Raw genomic sequence first — 18,885 nt, 5'->3', positions numbered from 1 at the left:
GCTCAATACCCCTTAGGTGATCGGCGAGGATCGGCCTGCTGAATCAGATCGGCCAGATTGGACGCGTCCGGGGCGACGCCGTAGCGGCCCATCGCATAGTTGATGAACGCGCACGCCTGTGCCACCAGGTTGTGGATGTCGCGCGATGTTCCCGGCTGGTGATAGGCCGCGAACGTGGGCGCGATGAACTGCCACGCGCCCTTGCTCGGCGTGCCCCGCGCCGCGTTGGAGTCCCAGTCGTTGACCGCGTTGGCGTTGTAGTCGGACTCGCGGCGAGCGACCAGATCCATGCCGCGTTCCCAGCGGGCGCGCGCTGCCGGATCGTGAATGCCCTTGATGTCCAACGCCTTACGGATCGCCGCTACGACGGCCGGCCGTCCGCTGCCCTGGTCGCCTCGCATTTTCCGCCTTTGTCGGTAGCGCAGCCGGCGCAGCCGCAGCGCCAGCAGCCGTGCCCGCCGGCGCGAGTTGAGGATGTGCCGGCGCTGGGCCCGCAGCCTGCCCGCCATCCGGGCCATCGCCTCGCGCCGTGCCATCGGGGTATCGGCCGTGGACAGGTCGGTCGTGGCGTCGTCCAGGACCGCCCGGGTCGCGGCCCTCGCCTGCGCATGATCCTGGTGCGCCATCGCCATGATCCGTGCCAGCGTGCGGTCGGTGTCGGTGGACCGGCGGAGTTCGTTCAGGGTTTTGGTCGACCTTCTTGCTGCCGCGTCGGGCAGGCCCTCGGTTCGCACCTCGCCGTGTTGCTGCGTGTTGTCGACCCGGGCGGCGGTCGCCTCACTAGCGAACAGACCGTGGCCGCGGGCCAAGGCCGCCACCGCGTGCATCGTCAGCGGATCAGTCAATGACTGCCCCACCCTGGTCCCCTATTGCGTCCATCCGTCCTGGACACTCGAGCTGCTACTCCCACACCCTCTGGCCGCAAATCCGTAGCAATAGCATGCACGAATCGGCAGTTCCGCTGTCAATAACGAGCGATTACGTAGCGACCCTACTGCCGGGACCGGCGCGCGACCACTCACCTTCGGAGTCTTGAGAATGGCGCCGCAGGCTGGGCTATTCCTTAGCCGCGTCGTCCGTCGGCATGATCACGATCCGCCGATTCGGCCGGTTGGTCACCACGGTGGGTTTGTCCTCGCCGGGCTTGGGCGCCGGCGGGCTCGGCGGCATCGTCAGGCGGCCCTTGACCGGCTGGCCATTGGGCACGCCCGGGGCCGAGATGCGCTTCTCCGGAGGCTTCTCTTTATTGCCGCCTTCGCCGTGGCCGCCCATCGCGCCGGGGGGCATCATCCCCATGCCGCCCATGCTGGTCGGACCCGCGGTGGTTGGCGCGCCGCTGACCGGCGGCGTCATGGCCGCCTTGGCAGCGCCGGCAGGGGTTGTCGGCGGGGACGACGTCGGCACCGGCGGCGGGCCAAGAGAACTGGCGGGCGTCGTGCCACCGCCAAGGCCGGCACCGCCCCCGCCCGAACCCGCGCCGCCGCCCAGTCCCGCGTCTGGTTTGACGCTGTCGACCAGATGCGCGTCGTTGACGAGGCCCGCGCCGTGGGCGCCCTGGACCGCGCTCATCAAAGGCTGGATGGCGCTCTGGCCGGCCTGCATCGCCTGCTGCGGCAGCTGCGTCAGCGGTTGCATGACGCCGCCGACCGCTCCCCCGAGCGCGCCCGTGATGCTCTGCAGCATCTGCTGCATCATCTGCGGGGCTTGCTGACCGACGTTCTGCATCTGCTGCGCCGACTGAGCTTCGTTTTCAGGAAATTTCGCGGCCGCGTCGGCGGCGTGAGCTCGACGGTCCGCGTCTCCTTGGGCGCTATCGGCCGCATCCTTGGGCACGCCGGCACCCGAGGCCGCGTAGAGCCCCCCACCAGCAGCACCCGTAGGCGACGGGTCCGGCGGCGGAGGCGGTGGCATTGTCACCGGTGGCGGCGGGACTATACCCAGTCCCTGCAACAGGATCTCCGGTGTGATTCGGATCGGGGCGCCACCAGGACTCGGGGGAAACGCCGGTACCGCATCGCCTGTCATGACTTCACCCCCATCGCTAAGGTCCAGTCACCATTTCGCTGGCCGCGTTGCAGTGTCATTCTGTCACAAGTGGCCTCACGGCGTATTCGCCTCGTCGCGACGCCGCGACGGCCGGGCGTCGTGGCCTATTGACGCAGATATGCCCGATTCGATGCCTTACGAATCACCCCGCGTTATCGCTATGAACCAGGCTAAGTGGTAGTTCGCAAGGTATTCATGCCCTTCGATTACCGCCTCGATCGCGGCCAAGAGCATCCAGTCGCCAACTGCAGCGACGTCGTGATTGGGATAGAGGCTCAATACCGACTGCTGAATATCATTCATGCATTTGTGCAGCAGCTCGGCTTCGCTGTCGAGCACGCCCGTTTTTCGTACCGCTGGCGCCGCTATAGCCTGCGCGATTCGTGGGAGGCCATCGCGTCGACGAACAGCTTCGACCAAAGTCGGTCCAAGCTCGTCTACCTGGGATGCGACGGTGCGGGCGGGGCGATCACCGCTCAGCGTTGGAGCTTCGGGATCCGATTCCGCGACGTAAGTGTTGTGCTCATGGGCGGCGGCAACGACGACGGCGCCCAACAAGTCGACCACGTTGGCGTCTCGTCGGCGTGCGGCTGGCTCGAGCAGGGTTACATGGGCGGGAAGACGGACGTGAGGCGGCATCCATCCGCCAGCGAGGTCAGTAACAAGCAACGTGGTCGTGCCATCGTCACGCAGCCCAGCAGCCCACGAAAGTCGCGGTTCCTGTCGGGCGACCGCGTCGACGAGCCGCTGCAACCGTTGCTGCTCGGCCGCCCTGCTCGATACCGCGCCGGCAGCTGCGCCGGTTGCTGCTGACATCGCTGACGCACCGACCATGCTCGACGGGCTCGCGCCGGCCTGCCCGGCGGCTGCTCCCTGTGCCGCCCGCTCCACCGGGGAAACAAAAGGGCCGCCCGCCGATGGCGAGGACCCTGGCGAGGGTGCGACCGGCGCGCCCGAGACCGGTCCGGCCGCAGCTGATGGTGTGGCAGGCGGCGCTGCGGCCGTTGGGCGCAGATCGGCGCCGTACGCGGGCAGTGGGCCGGCGGGCACACTCGGGCCACCGGATACGGAAGCCGCCGTTCCAGACCAAGATCCGCCTGTCATCACCGGCGCGACCGGAGCGGTTCCTGTTGCCGGCGGAGCCGGAGCGGGCGGCGGGGGTGCGTCGGCGGGAGTGCCCGTCGGGATGAAGACACCTGCACTTGGTGCGGTCGGTGCCACCGGTGGTGTGCCCGCAGGTGGTCCGGCCTGCGGAGGTGCGCCCGCTCCGGACTCCATTGCGTTCATTGCGCCCGACGAAATGCCTTGAGCGCCCGCACCGGCCGGCTGCCCCGTTGCCATGCCGGATGCGAATGATTGGGCCAAGTTGGGCGAGCCGCCAAGACCGGCTGGTGACGTGGTCATCGGGCTGCCGCCCATGCCCGACATTCCTGGCGCGACCGGTCCGCCATGACCCACCGATGACACGCCGCTGGAGAGTGTCGGTGCCGCGGCACCTGCCGCGCCCGGATACCCGGTGCCGCCGACCCTCGGTCCAGTCGGCATGAACCCACCAGGATGGGGTTCACCGCCATGCATCCCAGCCGCATTGACCCGAGGGCCGGGGGCATTCGGTGCTGATAAATTCTGGTCCGTGTGCGTTGCGCCAGCATTCAGCCCGGCGCCGCCCATGCGTGGTTCTGCCAACGAAGGTCCGGCCCCCGGCTTCAAATCGTCACCAGTGATAGAGCGTGGTGGCTGAACACTATCTGTGTTGAAGCCGTTTTCACGTGCCCACGTCCGAGCGTCGCCACCATGGCCTTCAACATCCAAGATCTTCTGGGTCGCCGTCATAATTTTGTCTACCGCTGCCGCGCTTGCATTCGCGGCATCACCGTTGCAACGCAACTGAACGGCCTGTACCTCAGCTACCTTCTGTGGCAGCGGCTCCTTGGAAGCGAGAATTTGATCTATCTCGCTATTACCCGTATGCGCTATTTCTGCCAATCGGCTCCGCAAATAGTCGGTCGCGTCAGCAGCTGAATTGAACGCTCCTGCCTTCGCTTGGTACTTCTCAGCGAGATCGAGATGAAACCTTTCGCCGTCTTGATATCTCGATATGAGGTCGTCCGCGGTATGGCCTTGATTGTGTGCCGCGATCACTGTCCATTGATTACGCAAGTTCTGAGAAAACAGCTGCTGTTCGGCACACGATTGGCTCCAATGTTGAGCCCCTGCGCGTAACTCAGTCGACGGTGCTGACCACCAAGGGCCGATTAGCGCCGCTGTGAACTTGCCGGGCGGAAGGTCAGCCCACACCGCATACCTTTTTCATCACCGCATCCTTCCCGATGACATTGTCTAGTGCCGACTGAAAGTCGGTTTCGGATGCGACTACGTAGCTGCTCTTGGCTGTCACAGTGAGGTAAGCAGCCTTGAGAGCGCCCGCTGCGTCCCGGTGCTTGCAGTCGAGGGCTGGATTGCTCGCTGCCCTGTCGAGCATCAGGGCCCCATTGGTTGTGGCGATGCGCGCCAGCGCTTTGTCAGTGCCAGCGGTGTCCACTTGAACAGCTTTGGCTGCAAGTTGATACATGTCGCACAGCTGCTGTTGCGCGTCGGCGACATCTGTCGGGGAGTAACTGGGCGCAGCAGAGATGGCTGGCGCGCTCGGAGCTGTCGGTTGTGCAAGGGCCACGACCAGGGCAGAGATGGCGGCGGTTAAGGCTAAGGCAACCGTCAGCCACGCGCGCGACCGCCGTGCTGGCTGTCCGAAATGGTTCGGTACCCAATTAGCCGCGGGTGGCTGGGCGGGCGGTCCCACGCCGGGCTCCCAAGAGGGCTGATTCGCTACCATACGTCTCCCTCTCCGCGTTTTCCACATCAGTCGAGACTGTTTACACGCATCCGTGTAGCCGCCAAACTCCATAGTGGTAGAGGGGAGGGACAGCAGCAATTCACTGGTGCCGCGATCCACTGCTGTGCGGCCCCCGTCGTGCATGCGGAGCTGATGTCGTCACGGACCCTCTAGCCCGAGTTGACCACACCGTGGGGGTAGGCGCCTTCAGTGGCAATCTTCCGCGGTGGTCGGCGCTGTGGACGAAAGCGCCAGAACGATCAGCCGTGATGCTTAAAGACTGCGCCGGTAAATATTTCGTCCGCTCGTGCGTTACGCACCGCCGCAAACCTTTTGCATAGCGGCGTCCTTCGCGTTAGCGTCACTGAGCGCAGCCTGCCAAGTGGGGTCGTCGCTACCAGTGGCCAGGCTCGATACGACTGCAACGTTGCTGTACGACTCAGCCAGGGCTAGCGCAGCGGCTCGATCGCCGGCACCCATCGCTGGATTGGCGTTTACCGCCTCTTCGAGCATCACGGCACCATTTACTGTCGCTATACCGGCGCGCTCCGAATTCTTCCCGTTTGTCTCGATTTGGACTGCACGACCGGCCAGCTTATAAGCGTCGCATAACTTCTGATGCGCAGCTGCGGTTTGCTCCGCCGTGTAGGCAACTGTGGTTGTGGTGGCCGGGAGGGCGCCTGATGAGCCTGATGGGCCGCTGGTGGGCCGGGTCATTGCAATAACCATTGCACCGACAGCCAATAGCGCGGCAATTGCTGACAAGGCGATCGCCGGCCAAGTTCGAGGACGTCCTACGAGAGGACGTCCTAAGAGTTGAGGCGGGTACGTCGGCTGCCACTGACCCGATGGCGGACCGACAGGTGGTTCCCCCCCGAGACTGGGACGTAGATCCCCCATCCAGCCCTCCTCACATCGCCACCGCGTGGTGCTCATCCTCTTTGATTATCACGCGGTTCGCGCGTCACTACGAAAGTGGACTCTAGCCAGCACATACCCTGCAAGGCGGCTTTGACGACCGCAGCAGACTGGGCTGGGCGCTCACGCCCGTCACGCCGACGTACCGGAACGCGGTCGCACAGCCTTCAATTCGCCCGCGTTCTGCTGGTCCATGCTCGTGAAACCCTTAGCCGCGTAATGCGCCTTCGCGCCGACGTCGGTCAGCGTCTGCTTGTGACCCTGCAGGTTCTGCACGTGCTGCGTGTGGGCGGTGGTGACGGCTTCATGGAATGCGTCGGCCGCCGCGAAATCACCGAACATCCCCGACGCCAGCGGGCCGCGCGCGAGTTGGTCGGCTCCCTCTTGCGCATGCCCTCCTGCGCGATGTGACTCGTTGCCTCCGGAGTGCAACAGCGCTGTGTCGACGAACATCGCCACCCCTTTCGAACTGACTCGGCAACGCGTACTGACCAGGCTAAATATCCAATCAACAGTGGTCAATTCACGTTACAGAGCCCGCGGCCTACAGAGAGCTGGCGCCATCGGCCAACCCATCCCCATCGCCGTCACTCAGCCGGACATTCCACTTGCCGTCGCCATCGGTATCGACGTAGCCGGTGACCCCCTCGTCGCCGGCGCACAGCACCCGATCGGCCACCCCGTCGCCGTCCGTATCGAACAGCCGGTCGTCGGCGCGGCCCTGGCCGTCGAAATCCACCAGCGGACCGCCGGTGTGCTCGGCGCCGTCGAGCCCGAACCAGCGCAGCTGCCGCCCCTGGTCCGTGGCCACCCCCCACGTTCCGGACCCGTCGTCGGTGAAATACGCCTCAGGCGTTCCGTCGTTGTCGAGGTCGAGCACCACATGATCGGCGACGCCGTCGCCGTCGAGATCCACGAATGCGTCGTCGTGCAGGCCGTCACCATCGAAGTCCAACCCGAAGGCGTCGAGCCGACCATCGCCGTCCAGATCAAGGTCGAGATCCCGGTGCCAGATCTCCGCGCTGCCGTCGTCGCCGCTCATGCAAAGGTCCACACAAGATCGGACGGTCAACCGCCGCTATCGGTTCCCCCGCGACCGCCACCAGTCCAGCAGTTCCGCGGTCGCCTCCTCGGCCGTCAACGGCCCCCGTTCCAACCGCAGCTCTTTGAGGAACCGCCACGCCTCCCCGACTTGCGGGCCGGCCGGGATGTCCAGCAGCTTCATGATCGCGTTGCCGTCAAGGTCGGGACGCACGCGCGCCAGATCCTCCTGGGCGGCCAGCTCGACGATCCGCGCCTCCAGCCGGTCGTAGCTGGCTTGCAGCCGCGCGGCCCGGCGCTTGTTGCGGGTGGTGCAGTCGGCCCGCACCAGCTTGTGCAGCCTCGGCAACAACGGCCCCGCATCGGTCACGTAGCGGCGCACCGCGGAATCGGTCCACTTGCCCTCGCCGTAGCCGTGGAACCGCAGATGCAGATACACCAGCTGCGACACGTCGTCGACCATCTGCTTGGAATACTTCAACGCGCGCAACCGCTTTCGCGTCATCTTGGCGCCGACCACCTCGTGATGGTGGAAACTGACGCCGCCGTTGGCTTCGTGGCGCCGGGTGGCGGGCTTGCCGATGTCGTGCAGCAGCGCGGCCCAGCGCAGCACCAGGTCCGGGCCGTCATCCTCGAGCGCGATCGCCTGCCGCAGCACGGTCAGCGAATGCTGGTAGACGTCCTTGTGCTGGTGATGTTCGTCGATGGCCATCTGCATGCCGCCGACCTCGGGCAGCACGACCTCGCCCATGCCGGTCTGCACCAGCAGGTCGATGCCGGACACCGGGTCGTCGCCGAGGAGCAGCTTGTCCAGCTCGGCGGCCACCCGCTCGGCGCTGATCCGCGCCAACTCCGGAGCCATCTCCTCGATCGCCTCGCGCACCCGCGGGGCGACGGCGAAGCCGAGCTGCGCGACGAACCGCGCCGCGCGCAGCATCCGCAGCGGGTCGTCACCGAAGGACACCGACGGAGCCGCCGGGGTGTCGAGCACCCGTTGCCGCAGCGCGGCCAAACCGCCCAGGGGATCGAGGAACTCACCCGGGCCCTCGGGGGTGATGCGCACGGCCATCGCGTTGGCCGTGAAGTCGCGCCGCACCAGGTCGTCCTCGAGCCGCTCACCGAACTGCACCTCGGGCTTGCGCGACACCCGGTCGTAGGCGTCGGCGCGGAAAGTGGTGATCTCCAAGCGATTGCCACCCTTGCCGACGCCGACCGTGCCGAACTCGATGCCGGTGTCCCACAGGTTGTCGGCCCAGCGGCGCAAAATTTCTTGCACCTGTTCGGGCCGCGCGTCGGTGGTGAAGTCCAGGTCGGGGCTCAACCGGCCCAACACGGCGTCTCGCACGGAACCGCCGACGAGGTACAGCTCGTGGCCCGCCGCGTCGAACGCCGAGCCCAACTCGCGCAGCATGGGCGCGTGCTGGTTCAGGGCAACCGCGGCGGCGGCGAGCAGCTCGACATCGGCTTCGGACACGTTCGATCAGCGTAGTCGGCCGGGGCCGAAGAACCCGTGTGAGGAGCCTCGCACCTGCGCGTGGAACCGCTGGCCCGCCTCGACGGTGAATTGACCGCCCGGCGTGCGGTAGTAGCGTTACGCGCTACGGGAAGGGTGGAACGGCGGGGTAATGCGGTGCAGCTGCGACGGACGACGCCTTGTGGAACATCAACGGCACATTGCCAATTCGGTCGGTCGGCGTGACCTTCAGTGACAGAGAGCATCGACATGTCGACTTCTACCCGAGCGGATTTCTTCGACGCCCGCGCCTGGCGCACGGCGACATGGTCGGCGCCCTTCGTCGTTCAACTGATCCTGGGAATGTTGCTTGTCGCGATGTGGCTGCTGGGTAAGTGGCCGTTCGACACGCACAGTGCGTATGCCGGTGAGCGCGCATGGATGCTGGCCGCGACCGTGATTACGGCGGTGGTGTCGCTGGTTGTCGGCGCCGCACTCCTGAAGTCCGGATCGCCGCGTAGTCGCGGCCTTGGCATCAGCGTCGTCAGCTGCTCGGCGGTCGTGCTCGCGGGGGGAACGATCTTCGCCTATTTGGTCCTGCGCTGAAGGGCCACCGATGACAAATACACCCCGAGCCACCACACCCGACAATCGCAACGGGCCCGTGAGTTTCGCGGTGGCCATCGCGCACGTCTTCGTGGTCGACCTCATCACCTGGCTGTTTGTTCTGCCGATGTGGCCCTTCGTATTTATCGTTCTGCCGGTGACGCTGCTATACGTCGGCGTCGGCGCCCTCGTCGCGCGAGCATCGGGCCGATGGGGCCAGATCGGCCGCGGAATGATGCTCGGCAGCCTGTCCGGGCCACTCTCACTCCTGATCTTCATTCCGGCATTTGTCATCGCCAACGCGATCGGCCCGATCTGAGCGGCCGCTTCGGCTTTACACCAACGCGCTCCCCAGCGGCGAGTATGTCCTGGGAGACGATGCCGTGCCAGCTACTATCGCTTGGGTGTCGGAAGGCGAACAAAGCAAGCCACGTCGGCGCCGGGGGCGGCGCCGCGGCCGTGGCGCTGCGGGTCCGGCCGAGAACCAGACGAACGGCCAAGCCCCCACCGACTCCACAGCGACGCAATCGCGCCGATCCCGTTCGCCTCGCCGCGGACCGGACCGGTTGCGTACCGTGCACGAAACATCCGCCGGCGGTCTGGTGATCGACGGCCTCGACGGTCCCCGTGACTCCCTGGTGGCCGCGCTGATCGGCCGCACGGATCGGCGCGGGCGGATGCTGTGGTCGCTGCCCAAGGGGCACATCGAACTCGGTGAGACCGCGGAACAGACGGCGATAAGAGAGGTCGCCGAAGAGACCGGCATCCGCGGCAGCGTGCTGGCCGCGCTGGGACGCATCGACTACTGGTTCGTCACCGACGGCCGCCGGGTGCACAAGACCGTGCACCACTATCTAATGCGCTTCTCCGGCGGCGAGCTGTCCGACGACGACCTCGAAGTCGCCGAGGTGGCCTGGGTGCCGATCCACGAACTGCCGGCGAAGCTGGCCTACGCCGACGAACGGCGGCTGGCCCGCGTGGCCGACGAGCTCATCGACAAGCTGCAGAGCGACGGCCCCGCCGCCTTGCCGCCGTTGCCGCCCACCTCCCCCCGGCGCCGCCCGCAGACGCACTCACGCACCCGGCACGCCGACAAGCCGGCCACCAGCCGGAAGAACGGCCACAGGCCAGGGCCGTGACGGCGTCCCGACTCTGCTTGTTGCGCCTCGCGGCAGTGATCGGCATCGTGGCCGGGTTTGCGGTGCTCACCGGGCCCGTCGCGCCGCGCGCGGCCGCGGGCGAGCCCGGTGTCACGCCCTTCGTCCGGGTCCGCATCGACCAAGTGACCCCGGACGTGGTCACCACGTCGAGCCAGCCCGTCGTCACGGTCAGCGGCATGGTGACCAACATCGGCGACCGTCCCGTGCGCGACGTGATGGTCCGGCTCGAACACGCCGGTGCGGTCACCGCGTCCACGGGCTTGCGGACCACCCTGGACGGCGACACCGACCAATACCAGCCGGCCGCCGACTTCCTCACGGTGGCTCCCGAACTACAGCGCGGGCAAGAGGCCGGCTTCACCCTGTCCGCGCCGCTGCGCTCGCTGACCAAGCAGTCGCTGGGCGTCGAGAAACCGGGCATCTACCCGGTCCTGGTCAACGTCAACGGGACACCCGACTACGGCGCCCCCGCCCGCCTGGACAACGCGCGGTTCCTGTTGCCGGTGGTCGGCGTCCCGCCCGACCAGGGCGGCGACCTGAGTTCGGCGGTCGCGCCCGACACCTCCAAACCGGTGTGGATCACCATGCTGTGGCCGCTGGCCGACCGGCCCCGGCTGGCCCCGGGCGTCCCCGGCGGCACCATCCCGGTCCGCCTGGTCGACGACGAGCTGGCCACCTCCCTGGCCGGCGGCGGCCGGCTGGACATCCTGCTGTCCGCGGCCGAGGTCGCCACCAGCCACGACGTCGACCCCGACGGCGCCGTCGGCCGCGCCCTGTGTCTGGCCGTCGACCCCGACCTGCTCGTCACTGTCAACGCGATGACCGCCGGCTACGTGGTCTCCGATTCGCCGGACGGGCCCGCCCAACTCCCGGGCACCCCGACGCATCCGGGCGCCGGGCAGGCCGCGGCGGTCGAATGGCTCGACCGGCTGCGCGCGCTGGCGCAACGCACCTGTGTCGTGCCGCTGCCTTACGCGCAAGCCGACCTGGACGCCCTGCAACGCGTCAACGACCGAGGGCTCAGCGCGGCCGCCACCACCGGCGTCAACAGCATCGTCGACCGCATCCTGGACGTGGCCTCGGTGCGCGGCGCCACCCTATTACCCGACGGTCCGCTGACCAACCGCGCGGTGTCCCTGTTGGGCGCCAACCAAAGCACCGTCGCCGTCGCCGCCGCCGACCTGTCCGCCCCCGATGCGCGGGGATCCTCCGAGACCACCGTCGACACCGCGCCGCGGCGGCTGTCCCCGCAAGTAGTGGTGGCACCGTTCGACCCGGCGGTCGGCGCCGCCCTGGCCGGGGCGGGAAGCTCCCCCGCCGCGCCCACCTACCTGGACCCCTCGCTGACCGTCCGGCTCGCGCACGACTCCGTGACCGCGCGCCGCCAGGACGCCCTGGGCTCGATGTTCTGGCACGCCTTACGGCGCGACGACGCCCCCCGCACCCAGCTCCTGGTCCCGCCGGCGACGTGGAACCTGCAGGCCGACGACGCCCACGTCATCCTGACCGCGCTGACCACCAGCATCCGTTCGGGCCTGGCGGTGTCGCGGCCGTTGCCGGCGGTAATCGCCGACGCCGCCGCCCGCACCGATCCGTCCCAGCCGCCGGGCACCTACACCTCCGCGCGCGGCCGCTTCGGCGACGACGTCACCGCCGCGATCGCCGGTCAGGTCGGCCGGCTGTGGGGCCTGACCTCCGCGCTCAGCACCGACGAACGCACCGGGCTGACCGGCTTCGCGTACACCGCCCCCCTGCGTGAAGACATGCTGCGCGCGTTGAGCCAATCCGAGCCGCCCGACACCCGCAACGGACTGGCCCAGCAGCGCCTGGCCGTCGTCGGCAAGACGATCAACGACCTGTTCGGCGCCGTCACCATCGTCAACCCGGGCGGCTCGTACACGCTGGCCACCGAGCACAGCCCGCTGCCGCTGGCGCTGCACAACGGCCTGGCCGTGCCCATCCGGGTGCGGCTGCAGGTCGACGCCCCGCCGGGGATGAGCGTCACCGACGTGGGCCAGATCGAGCTGCCGCCGGGATATCTACCGCTGCGGGTGCCGATCGAAGTGAACTTCACCCAACGCGTCGCCATCGACGTGTCGCTGCGGACCCCGGACGGCATGCGGCTGGGCGAACCGGTGCGCCTGTCGGTGCACTCCAATGCCTACGGCAAGGTCCTGTTCGCGATCACGATGACCGCCGCCGCCGTGCTGGTGTTGCTGGCCGGGCGGCGGCTGTGGCACCGCTTCCGCGGCCAGCCCGACCGCGCCGACCTGGACCGCCCGGACCCGCCGCACCCGCGTCACGCCGACGCTCACGACCGGGCCGACCATCGGGTCGAACAAGAGCACCGGGTATGAACCCCGCCCACCGGCAGGCCGCCCCGCAACAGCAGCGCCTGCCCCAGCCGTCGCGGCGGCCCCGGGCACCGGGCTCCCCGCCCACGGGGCCCCTGCCGCCCGTCCCCGCGGGCGTCGACCGCCGGCGCCCCGAACTGTCCGACGCCGCCTTGGTGTCGCGGTCGTGGGCCATGGCGTTCGCCACGCTGGTCAGCCGGCTCACCGGGTTCGCCCGCATCGTGCTGCTGGCGGCCATACTGGGCGCCGCCCTGTCGAGCGCCTTCTCGGTGGCCAACCAGCTGCCGAACCTGGTGGCCGCGCTGGTGCTGGAGGCGACCTTCACCGCGATATTCGTGCCGGTGCTGGCGCGCGCGGAGCAGGGCGACCCCGACGGCGGCGCGGCGTTCGTGCGCCGCCTGGTCACGCTGACGACCGCGCTGCTGCTGTTGGCGACCGCGCTGTCGGTGCTCGCCGCCCCGCTGCTGGTGCGGCTCATGCTCGGCCGCGCCCCGCAGGTCAACGAGCCGCTGACCACCGCCTTCGCCTATCTCCTGCTGCCCCAGGTGCTCGCCTACGGCCTCACGTCGGTGTTCATGGCAATCCTGAACACCCGCAACGTCTTCGGGCCGACGGCGTGGGCGCCGGTGGTCAACAACGTCGTCGCCCTCGCGACCCTGGCGGTGTACGCGGCCGTCCCCGGTGAGCTGTCAGTCGACCCCGTCCGGATGGGCAACGCCAAACTGCTGGTCCTCGGCGCCGGCACCACACTGGGGGTCTTCGCGCAGACCGCGGTGCTGTTGGTGGCGTTGCGGCGCCAGCGCGTCGACCTGCGCCCCATGTGGGGAATCGACGAGCGCCTCAAACGTTTCGGCACGATGGCCGCCGCGATGGTCCTCTACGTGTTGATCAGCCAGCTCGGCCTGGTCGTCGGCAACCAGATCGCCAGCACGGCGGCGGCCTCGGGGCCCGCGATCTACAACTACACGTGGCTGGTCCTGATGCTGCCGTTCGGCATGATCGGGGTCACCGTGCTGACCGTGGTGATGCCGCGGCTGAGCCGCAACGCCGCCGCCGACGACACCCAAGCCGTGCTCGCCGACCTGTCGCTGGCCACCCGCCTGACGCTGGTCACGCTGATCCCGATCGTCGCGTTCATGACCGTCGGCGGACCTGCGATCGGCAGCGCGCTGTTCGCCTACGGCCACTTCGGCGGGGTCGACGCCGGGTACCTGGGCGCCGCGATCGCGCTGTCGGCCTTCACCCTGATCCCCTACGGGCTGGTGCTGCTGCAGCTTCGCGTCTTCTACGCGCGCGAGCAGCCCTGGACGCCGATCGTGATCATCCTCGTCATCACCGCGGTCAAGATCGTCGGATCCGTGCTGGCGCCGCACGTCACCGACGACCCCAAGCTGGTGGCCGGCTACCTGGGGCTGGCCAACGGGATCGGGTTCCTGGCCGGCGCGATCATCGGGTACCTCCTGTTGCGGCACACCCTGCTGCCCGCCGGCGGGCACCTGATCGGCCGAGGCGAGCTGCGCACAATCCTGGTGACGATCACGGCCTCCCTCCTGGCCGGCTTGCTGGCCCACGTCGCCGATCGGCTGCTGGGGCTGGGCGGGCTGACGGCGCATGGGGGCGGCGCCGGCTCGTTGCTGCGCCTGTTCATCCTGGCGGTCATCATGGCGCCGATCATGGCCGCGGTGATGCTCCGCGCGGGCATTCCGGAGGCCCGGGCGGCGCTGGACGTCGTCCGGCGCCGCTTCGGCGGCCGCGTGCCGCTTCCCCGCAAACCCATGACACCGGATCGATCGTCCGGCCGGTCCCCGGTCACGTACCCTGAGCAGAGGAATTCGTCCCCGCCTGGGGTAAATGCGGTCCAGGAGCCGATCCGGCGCAGACCTCCGGAGCGGGCAGCCCCAGCCCGGCTAGCGAAAGGACCGGAGGTGACCGACCGCCCTGTCGAGAGCGCCGCGTCGGGTGCCGAGCTGCCACGACCGGTCGCCGACGACTTCCAACCCGACATCCCCGCCGACCGCAACCCGGAGCGCCCCTCTGACCAGCGCAACGGCGGCGCCGCGCCCGAATCGCGGCGCGGTCCGGCAGCGTTCGACGCGCCCCGCGACCGCGGAAACGACCCGGCCGGAGACGACGTGCATCTGGTTCCGGGTGCGCGCATCGCCGGTGGCCGGTATCGCCTGCTGGTTTTCCACGGCGGCGCGCCGCCGTTGCAGTTCTGGCAGGCGCTGGACACCGCTCTGGACCGGCAGGTGGCGCTGACCTTCGTCGACCCCGACGGGGCGTTGCCGGGCGAGGTGTTACAAGACATCCTGTCCCGCACGCTGCGGCTCAGCCGCATCGACAAGCCCGGGATCGCCCGGGTGCTCGACGTGGTCCACACCGGGCACGGCGGCCTGGTGGTCTCCGAATGGGTCCGCGGCGGGTCGCTGCAGGAGGTGGCCGACACCGCCCCGTCACCCGTCGGCGCCGTCCGGGCCATGCAATCGCTGGCCGCGGCCGCCGACGCGGCCCACCGGGCCGGCGTCGCGTTGTCGATCGACCACCCGAGCCGGGTGCGCGTCAGCATCGAGGGCGACGTGGTGCTCGCCTACCCGGCGACCATGCCCGACGCCAACCCGCAGGACGACATCCGCGGCATCGGTGCCGCGCTGTACGCCCTCTTGGTCAATCGGTGGCCGCTGACGGAGTCGAGCGTGCGCAGCGGGCTGGCCCCGGCCGAACGCGACTCGGCGGGCCAGCCGGTGGAGCCGATGGTGATCGACCGCGGCATTCCCTTCCAGATCTCGGCCGTCGCGGTCCGCGCGGTCCAGGAGGACGGCGGGATACGCAGCGCCTCAACACTTTTGAATCTCCTACAGCAGGCGACCGCCGTGGCCGATCGGACCGAGGTGCTGGGCCCGATCGATGATTCGCCCGCCCCGGCCGTCGCGCCCGCATCCCTAAGCCGGGACGACGCGGTCCTCGCCCGCCGCCGCCGCAACGTGTTGATCGGTGTCGGCGCCGGCCTGGTCGTCATCGTGGCGGCGCTGCTGGTGCTGGCGTCGGTGGTGAGCAAGATCTTCGGCAATGTCGGCGGCGGCCTCAACAAGGACGAGCTCGGGCTGAACGGTCCCTCGTCTTCCACCTCGTCGTCGGCCACCAATTCCGCGGCCGCCGGCCGGATGGTCAAACCGACCAAGGCGACGGTCTACGCGCCCGACGGCGACGCCGACAACACGAGCACGGCCGGCCAGGCCATCGACGGCGATCCCTCCACCGCCTGGGCGACCGAGGTCTACACCGACGCCGTCCCGTTCCCCAACTTCAAGCAGGGCGAGGGGCTGATGCTGCAGCTGCCCAGTCCCACGGTGGTCGGGCAGGTCACCATCGACACCCCCAGCACCGGCACCAAGGTCGAGATCCGCTCGTCGTCCACGGCGTCACCCGCGGCGCTCAACGACACCACCGTGCTGGCGCCGGCCTTCACGCTCAAGCCGGGCCACAACGTCATCCCGGTGCGGGCCGGATCGCCGACGTCGAATCTGCTGGTGTGGATCTCCACGTTGGGCACGACCGACGGCAAGAGCCAGGCCGGTTTCTTCGAGATCACGGTCCAGGCCGCGTCCTGACCGCGCTCAACAAGGCAGCCCGTGGTGAAGTGCCGCCCGGCAGCCGATTGGTTACTGTCCGGCCGTGGGCTCCCCGGGGGACAACCAGCGCCAACGCAGTGATGCCGAGCTGTTGGCGGCCCACGTCGACGGCGATCGGCACGCCTTCGGCGAGTTGTTCCTCCGCCATCAGCGACAGCTGCACCGGCTGGCCCGGCTGACCACGCGCACCGCGGAGGACGCCGAGGACGCGCTGCAGGACGCCATGCTCTCCGCCCACCGCGCCGCCGGATCCTTCCGGCATGACGCCGCCGTCGACAGCTGGCTGCATCGCATCGTGGTCAACGCCTGCCTGGACCGGCTGCGCCGCACCAAGGCGCATCCGACCGTCCCGCTGGAGGACGTCTATCCGGTGGCCGATCGCACGGCCCAGGTCGAGACCGCCGTGGTGGTGCAGCGCGCGTTGATGCGGCTCCCCGTCGAGCAGCGGGCGGCGGTGGTGGCCGTCGACATGCAGGGGTACTCGGTGGCCGACACCGCCGCGCTGTTGGGCGTGGCCGAGGGCACCGTCAAGAGCCGATGCGCGCGGGCCCGGGCACGCCTCGCCGGGCTCCTCGGCTACCTGAAACCCGCGCCCGACCTCGCCCCACCCGTGGCCGTGCAGCGGCCCATGACGGACACTGGGGCGGATGCGTGAACCCGACAACGAAGCCGACGAGGCGCCCCTGACGGTCGAGCTCCTGGCCGACCTGCAGGCCGGCCTGCTCGACGACGAATCCGCGGCGCGGGTGCGTCGCCGGGTCCGCGACGACCCGGAGGCCGAGCAGATCCTGCGCGCGCTGAATCAAGTGCGCTGTGACGTCGCCACGCTGGGCGGGGGCCCGGCCCCGGAGGTCCCGCCCGACGTCACCGCACGGGTGGCGGCGGCGCTCGCTTCGGCGGAAACCGGCCCGCCCGTCGACCACGCGGCCCGGCCGCGACTCCGGCCCACGCGGGTGCTCGCCATGGTGATCGGCGTCGGCGCGGTACTCGCGGCGATCGGCGTGGGCACCGCGGCCCTCGTCACCGCGCCCGAACCCGCCCCCAGCGCCCAGGTGACGGCCGAGCACATCACCGTTTCGACCCCGCCGATGGTGATCCCGCTGTCATCAGACGAAATCGTCGGGCTCCTCAGCCAGCGCCCCGAGTACGGCCCGCTGGCCGATCCGGTGCGGCGCGCGTCCTGTCTCACTGGCCTCGGCTATCCGGCGTCCACGCAGGTGCTGGGCGGGCGCCGGGTCGAGATCAACGCCCGCCCCGGCATCGTGCTGGTGGTGCCGGCCGACACTCCGCACAACCTGGCGGTTTACGCGGTGGCGCTGAACTGCAACGCCGCCGATACCGGCTTGTTGGCCACCACCCAAGTCCCCCGCCCTTAGTGTGGTAGCAGATGGGTTGCGCCGGCGGCATCACAGGGTTCCCGGGAACAGCGGCACCTACGCTGGCGTTTGTAGGAATCCAGGGACGATCGTTTGAAAGGGTTCTATGACCGCCGACACTGTGCACGACGTGATCGTTATTGGTTCGGGTCCTGCCGGGTATACCGCGGCGTTGTATGCGGCGCGGGCGCAGTTGGCGCCGGTGGTGTTCGAGGGGACGTCGTTTGGTGGGGCGTTGATGACCACGACCGAGGTGGAGAATTTCCCCGGTTTTCGTGAGGGCATCACCGGCCCGGAGTTGATGGATCAGATGCGTGAGCAGGCGCTGCGGTTCGGGGCCGATCTGCGGATGGAAGACGTGGAGTCGGTGTCGCTGCAGGGGCCGGTGAAGTCGGTGACCACGGCCGAGGGCCAGACCGTGCGGGCGCGGGCGGTGATCTTGGCCATGGGTGCGGCGGCGCGCTATCTGGGGGTGCCCGGGGAGCAGGAGTTGCTGGGGCGCGGGGTGAGCTCGTGTGCCACCTGTGACGGGTTCTTCTTCCGGGATCAGGACATCGCGGTGATCGGCGGCGGGGACTCGGCGATGGAGGAGGCCACGTTTTTGACCCGGTTTGCGCGCAGCGTGACCCTGGTGCATCGCCGCGAGGAGTTCCGCGCCTCGCGGATCATGCTCGAGCGGGCCCGGGCCAATGACAAGATCACCATCGTGACCAACAAGGCGGTTTTGGGGGTGGAGGGTTCGGAGACCGTCAACGGGTTGCGGGTGCGTGACACCGTGACCGGGCAGGAATCCACCTTGGCGGTCACGGGGGTGTTCGTGGCGATCGGTCACGACCCGCGCTCGGAGTTGGTGCGCGAGGTCCTCGACACCGATCCCGACGGGTATGTGCTGGTGCAGGGCCGAACCACGGCGACCTCGATCGAGGGGGTGTTCGCCGCCGGGGACCTGGTCGACCGCACCTACCGCCAGGCCATCACCGCCGCCGGCAGCGGCTGCTCGGCAGCCATCGACGCCGAACGCTGGCTGGCCGAACACGCCGAATCCAGCACCCCCGCCCACAGCGACGCCACCGAATTTCCGGGCAGTACCGAGATGATTGGAGCACCTCAATGACCGACGCCGAAAAAGCCGGAGCCACAATCGAAGTCTCCGACGCATCGTTTTCCAACGAGGTGTTGTCCAGCAATAAGCCTGTGCTGGTTGACTTTTGGGCAACATGGTGCGGGCCGTGCAAAATGGTCGCGCCGGTTCTCGAGGAAATCGCGAGTGAGCGCGCCGGCCAGCTAACCGTCGCCAAGCTCGACGTCGACGCCAACCCGGTGACCGCGCGCGACTTCCAGGTGGTCTCGATCCCGACCATGATCCTGTTCAAAGACGGCCAGCCCGTGAAGCGGATCGTCGGCGCCAAAGGCAAGGCAGCGTTGCTGCGCGAGCTTTCGGACGCCGTTCCCAACCTCGGCTGACCGGG

General features: G+C 68.7%; 18 protein-coding genes. 10 read left to right on the top strand and 8 right to left on the bottom strand.

Translation table 11 applies throughout. The features are described from left to right. Nucleotides 1-2 precede the first annotated feature (2 nt). The 3 genes from HMPREF0591_RS03575 to HMPREF0591_RS34550 all read right to left on the bottom strand — a co-directional run bounded on the left by HMPREF0591_RS03575 (nucleotide 3) and on the right by HMPREF0591_RS34550 (nucleotide 2,862). A complete protein-coding gene (locus tag HMPREF0591_RS03575; RefSeq protein WP_040621042.1) occupies nucleotides 3-827 on the bottom strand; it encodes a transglycosylase SLT domain-containing protein in 825 nt (274 codons plus the stop codon). Between the two features lie 229 nt (nucleotides 828-1,056). Next, the gene (locus tag HMPREF0591_RS03570; protein WP_007167048.1) at nucleotides 1,057-2,025 is read right to left on the bottom strand and encodes a hypothetical protein; all 969 of its coding nucleotides are present in this window, start codon (nucleotides 2,023-2,025) and stop codon (nucleotides 1,057-1,059) included. 156 nt (nucleotides 2,026-2,181) lie between these two features. After that, nucleotides 2,182-2,862 (bottom strand): DUF5631 domain-containing protein, encoded by a 681-nt coding sequence (locus tag HMPREF0591_RS34550; RefSeq protein WP_341857995.1) that lies wholly within the window; start codon nucleotides 2,860-2,862, stop codon nucleotides 2,182-2,184. Between the two features lie 978 nt (nucleotides 2,863-3,840). Between HMPREF0591_RS34550 and HMPREF0591_RS34545 the strand changes: the two genes are divergently transcribed. Next, nucleotides 3,841-4,068, top strand: coding sequence for a hypothetical protein (locus HMPREF0591_RS34545; RefSeq protein ID WP_157137470.1), 228 nt, complete (start codon nucleotides 3,841-3,843; stop codon nucleotides 4,066-4,068). Between the two features lie 265 nt (nucleotides 4,069-4,333). Here the strand turns inward: HMPREF0591_RS34545 and HMPREF0591_RS33670 are convergent, their stop codons facing one another. From HMPREF0591_RS33670 to HMPREF0591_RS03545, 5 genes are all read right to left on the bottom strand, one after another. Further along, nucleotides 4,334-4,618, bottom strand: a complete 285-nt coding sequence (locus HMPREF0591_RS33670) for a hypothetical protein (protein WP_007167046.1) — start codon at nucleotides 4,616-4,618, stop codon at nucleotides 4,334-4,336. Nucleotides 4,619-5,191: 573 nt separating this feature from the next. Then, entirely contained in the window at nucleotides 5,192-5,779 is a 588-nt protein-coding gene (locus HMPREF0591_RS34540) for a hypothetical protein (RefSeq protein ID WP_007167045.1), read from the bottom strand. 150 nt (nucleotides 5,780-5,929) lie between these two features. Continuing rightward, nucleotides 5,930-6,250, bottom strand: a complete 321-nt coding sequence (locus tag HMPREF0591_RS03555; protein ID WP_007167044.1) for a DUF2563 family protein — start codon at nucleotides 6,248-6,250, stop codon at nucleotides 5,930-5,932. A 91-nt stretch (nucleotides 6,251-6,341) separates the two neighbouring features. Continuing rightward, nucleotides 6,342-6,839 carry a hypothetical protein gene (locus tag HMPREF0591_RS03550; protein ID WP_007167043.1) on the bottom strand — a complete coding sequence of 166 codons (498 nt, stop codon included), beginning with the start codon at nucleotides 6,837-6,839 and terminating at the stop codon, nucleotides 6,342-6,344. A 36-nt stretch (nucleotides 6,840-6,875) separates the two neighbouring features. Beyond that, nucleotides 6,876-8,312: a CCA tRNA nucleotidyltransferase gene (locus tag HMPREF0591_RS03545; RefSeq protein WP_007167042.1), complete on the bottom strand. Its 1,437-nt coding sequence runs from the start codon at nucleotides 8,310-8,312 to the stop codon at nucleotides 6,876-6,878. Between the two features lie 342 nt (nucleotides 8,313-8,654). Here HMPREF0591_RS03545 and HMPREF0591_RS03540 point away from each other — a divergent pair, with 342 nt between their 5' ends. The 9 genes from HMPREF0591_RS03540 (at nucleotide 8,655) to trxA (ending at nucleotide 18,880) form a co-directional block, all read left to right on the top strand. After that, complete coding sequence (locus HMPREF0591_RS03540; RefSeq protein ID WP_040621758.1) at nucleotides 8,655-8,897, top strand: hypothetical protein; 243 nt, start codon at nucleotides 8,655-8,657, stop codon at nucleotides 8,895-8,897. 91 nt (nucleotides 8,898-8,988) lie between these two features. Continuing rightward, a complete protein-coding gene (locus HMPREF0591_RS03535) occupies nucleotides 8,989-9,216 on the top strand; it encodes a hypothetical protein (RefSeq protein ID WP_040621755.1) in 228 nt (75 codons plus the stop codon). An 85-nt stretch (nucleotides 9,217-9,301) separates the two neighbouring features. Beyond that, nucleotides 9,302-10,036, top strand: a complete 735-nt coding sequence (locus HMPREF0591_RS03530; protein ID WP_040621034.1) for an NUDIX hydrolase — start codon at nucleotides 9,302-9,304, stop codon at nucleotides 10,034-10,036. Further along, the gene (locus HMPREF0591_RS03525; RefSeq protein ID WP_007167038.1) at nucleotides 10,033-12,414 is read left to right on the top strand and encodes a hypothetical protein; all 2,382 of its coding nucleotides are present in this window, start codon (nucleotides 10,033-10,035) and stop codon (nucleotides 12,412-12,414) included. The genes HMPREF0591_RS03530 and HMPREF0591_RS03525 overlap by 4 nt, the downstream gene beginning before the upstream one ends. Further along, nucleotides 12,411-16,019, top strand: a complete 3,609-nt coding sequence (locus HMPREF0591_RS03520) for a murein biosynthesis integral membrane protein MurJ (RefSeq protein ID WP_007167037.1) — start codon at nucleotides 12,411-12,413, stop codon at nucleotides 16,017-16,019. The genes HMPREF0591_RS03525 and HMPREF0591_RS03520 overlap by 4 nt, the downstream gene beginning before the upstream one ends. Before the next feature lie 64 nt (nucleotides 16,020-16,083). After that, the gene (gene sigM / locus HMPREF0591_RS03515) at nucleotides 16,084-16,695 is read left to right on the top strand and encodes an RNA polymerase sigma factor SigM (RefSeq protein WP_007167036.1); all 612 of its coding nucleotides are present in this window, start codon (nucleotides 16,084-16,086) and stop codon (nucleotides 16,693-16,695) included. Next, nucleotides 16,688-17,416: a hypothetical protein gene (locus HMPREF0591_RS03510; RefSeq protein WP_007167035.1), complete on the top strand. Its 729-nt coding sequence runs from the start codon at nucleotides 16,688-16,690 to the stop codon at nucleotides 17,414-17,416. Before sigM ends, HMPREF0591_RS03510 begins: the two co-directional genes overlap by 8 nt. 106 nt (nucleotides 17,417-17,522) lie before the next feature. Further along, entirely contained in the window at nucleotides 17,523-18,530 is a 1,008-nt protein-coding gene (gene trxB, locus HMPREF0591_RS03505) for a thioredoxin-disulfide reductase (protein ID WP_007167034.1), read from the top strand. Next, nucleotides 18,527-18,880, top strand: coding sequence for a thioredoxin (gene trxA, locus HMPREF0591_RS03500; RefSeq protein WP_007167033.1), 354 nt, complete (start codon nucleotides 18,527-18,529; stop codon nucleotides 18,878-18,880). Before trxB ends, trxA begins: the two co-directional genes overlap by 4 nt. Nucleotides 18,881-18,885 lie beyond the last annotated feature (5 nt).

The sequence above is a fragment of the Mycobacterium parascrofulaceum ATCC BAA-614 genome, assembly GCF_000164135.1.
GTDB classification, from domain to species: Bacteria; Actinomycetota; Actinomycetes; order Mycobacteriales; family Mycobacteriaceae; genus Mycobacterium; species Mycobacterium parascrofulaceum.
Note: the sequence above shows the minus strand (reverse complement) of the source record. Positions and strands in the feature narration are given on the sequence as shown.